The 3,496-nt window shown below is 53.1% G+C and carries 2 protein-coding genes; one reads left to right on the forward strand and one right to left on the reverse strand.

Annotated features, from left to right (window positions below):
- On the forward strand, positions 1 to 566 hold a 566-nt coding region (corA, locus tag V6D20_09005; GenBank protein HEY9815916.1), incomplete at its 5' end, for a magnesium/cobalt transporter CorA.
- 294 nt (positions 567 to 860) lie between these two features.
- Here the strand turns inward: corA and V6D20_09010 are convergent.
- Positions 861 to 3,068, reverse strand: a complete 2,208-nt coding sequence (locus V6D20_09010) for a hypothetical protein (GenBank protein ID HEY9815917.1) — start codon at positions 3,066 to 3,068, stop codon at positions 861 to 863.
- Between the last annotated feature and the right edge of the window lie 428 nt (positions 3,069 to 3,496).

The following is a 3,496-nucleotide window of genomic DNA, read 5'->3' on the forward strand; positions in this document are numbered from 1 at the left end:
TTGACAGCTTTTTTCCGGTGCTAGAGGTGATTGGCGAAACCCTCGAAGAACTTGAAGAAGAAGTGGTTGCCAACCCCACCAATGCCACCATCAAGAAAATCCACCGCATGCGCCGGGGGCTAATGAAGCTGCGTCGCTATATCTGGCCCCAGCGCAGCGTGATCAACGGACTGATCCGCGACAGCGACGATCTGATCAGCCAGGAGGTGCGCGTTTACCTGCAAGACGTCTACGATCACATTGTGCAGGTGGTAGATATTATCGAAAACTACCGCGAAATTGCCTCCAGCCTGATGGATGTGTATCTGTCATCCATCAACAACCGCATGAATGAAGTGATGAAGCTGCTGACGGTCATCTCCTCCATCTTCATCCCTCTGACCTTTATCGCTGGGATCTACGGCATGAACTTTGATACCGAGAAGTCACCCTTCAACATGCCCGAACTGGGGTGGTACTGGGGCTACATAATCTGTTTGACCGTGATGGCGGTGATTGCCGCCCTGCAAATCTACTTCTTCTGGAAACGCGGCTGGTTCGACAATTTTTCGACGACGAGACGCTAGAAGCAGGTAGGGGTGGAGAGCATTGCTAATTCAAATATCCTCACCCTCCACTCCCCACCGTCCCGCCCGGTGATACCATAGCAACGCCCTTGACCCCGCACCCCCGATGGATCTCAAAGCCTACATCCGCAACGCTCCCGAGTCTCTTCCTAGAGATAAACCAGTTGACTGCAAACATTACAAGAGACGAGGAAGCATTAGCAGAGTAAATTAAAATAAGTGACAATACCAGAATCTTATCCATAGCCAGGATTTTCCAGAGACTAGCCCTGTCGATCCTGGCCATAGATGATCTTAGTCTCGATAACACATCAGCCGCTGTTTCAACTGGTCTTGCGCCAAAGGCGATCGCAAAGCCCGAGAAACCTCAATGGCGGTCTCGTGTTGCCGTAGTTCCGCATAGCGCACCGCGATGGACTCAATCAGCGTGCCCCGATCCAGGGGATCGCGATAGGGAATTGAGCCATCCATCTGCATAGCCGCCGCCCGATCGGGATTGGTGGCGGCGCTGTCTTCATCCACACCCTCTAGGGCCGTAGCGATCGCCGTAGCTTGCTCCAAAAGGGCTAGAGCTGGCTCCTGCTGTGCCGCTGCGGTGTAATAGTCCACCACGGTAAGCCAAGCAACAATTTGCTGGCGATCGTCATCAAGCTGCTCAGCCATCAATGCCGCGGCCCCATAGTCCCCAAGGTTAAGCTGATGAGTCAGAATCTGATACAGCAAGCGATCGCGAGCATAACCAGGCTCAACCGATTGAACCAACTGGAACGCCAACTCATCGTGGTCTACCCTGAGGTATTGGTCTAGCAGCACATCCATCGACGATATAACCCCATAGCTATCCTGCCCTAGCACCCGAGTTTGCACCGCGATCGCCTCCTCAGGACGATTTAACCTAGCAAACTGCCCCGCAATGGTGATCAGCATCTCCTGTTCAATAGCTGCCTCCAGATCAGTCATAGACTGCAGCGCTTGATTCAGGTGATCCACAGCGGCCTCCGTATTTCCTTCGTCCCCATAGGCCTGGGCAATGGCGATCTGAGCTTGAGTATAGCTAGGTACATAGGGTGTATTCCGCAAATTACCTAGCTCAGCCAGAGCCTGATCATACTGCCCTGCTTGGGCATAAGCCGCCACAATCTCCTTCAGGCTGAGATAATAAAGCTGATTTTCCCATCCTGGAGGCATCACGGCCAGGGCCGCATAGGCCACATCCATAGCGCCATGGCGGCTGGCGGCTGGGATCAGACGCTGGAGCAAATTAGATTTGAGGGTTTCGTCTAACTGTTGGCTGAGCTGGAGAGCTAGGTCGTAGTGCTGCTGATCGATATAGGACTGAGCGGCTTGTTCAATCAAGCGATCGCCATCATAAAACGGCGTTATGCCTTGGGCTATCGCGACCAACTCCGCTAGTAAATCCCGATCGCTGCCGGTGGACGGCTGACTGGCTTGCAGAGCTGCTAATGCAGATAAGCTACGAATCTTCGCCTCCGCTGATTGGATCTGGTCAACCTGCTGGAAGGCAGCTTCCCATTGCCCCACCTGACCATAGCCAAGAGCCAAAGGCCCCAACAGGGACGATCGCTCCTCTGAGGTCAGGGTCTGGAACTGCTGGGCCGCTTGGTTTAACAGGCGGATAGATTGATCGGCTGAGGGCTGATAGTCGGCCATGGCAATCAGAGTTCTGGCGCGAATGCCATCATGGTGGATCTCGTCTAGAATCTGCATGGCAGTGGGGAGGGCCCCTGAGCGAGCATAGGCGATCGCCAGGGTGCTGAAGATATCAGACTGATAGGCAAGGCGGTCCGATCCAGCATCGAGGGACATCTGGCGGGTCAGGGTCAGGGCCGGATCCAAAAGGGCGATCGCCGTTTCTAAGTCTCCCAACGCCGCATAGGTTTCTGCCATAGGAGCCACGAGCAGACCATAGCCCTCCCCTTGAAGAGTCACAAGGGAGGATTGGGCCTCGTCTAACTGAGCGCGGGCTTGCTCTGGATAGCCGAGGTCATGATAGATCTGCGCCAGACGCACCAAGGTGGCCTGACGGTTGTTGATCACACCATAGTCTCCGGTTAGCGAACGAGCCCCCACGGCGATCGCCTCCAGGAGCGGCAGAAGCGCTTCGGTCTCTTTGGTGGTTTGATAGTAGGCCAGCAGTTGGTCGAGAGTGCTGGGCTGGCCCCCCGATCGGCCGATTAGGTAAGCCACAAGCTCTGACCGTAGATTAGGATTCTCAATAGTATGAACTAAAGTTGCGCCATGATTCAGCGATCGCGCCGCTAGTTCAAACTGCCCCGTCTGGGCATAGCGATCGCTATTGTAAAGTAAGGTATTCCGCAGCAGGATGTCTAGGTAGTATCCACGCTGTTCCGTACAGTCTTGACGATTCATCGGCACTGGCTCATTAGCCACAGAGACCTGCAGAGGCAAACCTGGCGTCCAGGCTAAGACGGCTGCAGCGATACCTACTCCCACCCGACGCCAACCTCGATGTTGAACCATAAACAGTCCTTATCAGTGATAAATTATGGTATGAAGCTTTAGATTCTACAACGGAAGATGACGTCTTTCCACCCATCTTGTTCCTAAATATAAACTACCCTATCGATTGATTCATCCTCACCCGAATGGGGGTTGCCCTCGGGAATGACCGCAAAACTCTAGATTTACCTAGAGGTTCCACAAGAGAAGTTCATGGTTTACAAAATGCATTTCAGTATTGCCTAATGCTGAAACTCCTATGAGAAGAGAGTTAAGCAAAATCAAAGCCTAACATCTTAGCTTTATTGAGTGGAGCTTGCCTACTTAAACTAAGGTTAAGAATCTACGCTTTGTTTCAGTAAGACCAGCGATCGCGTTGATCGCTGCAGCTTACCCTCTCGCTCCCATTGATTGAGGATGCGTGTTACTGTAACTCGGGTAGTATGAGC

It is taken from the genome of Candidatus Obscuribacterales bacterium, assembly GCA_036703605.1.
Taxonomy (GTDB): domain Bacteria; phylum Cyanobacteriota; class Cyanobacteriia; order RECH01; family RECH01; genus RECH01.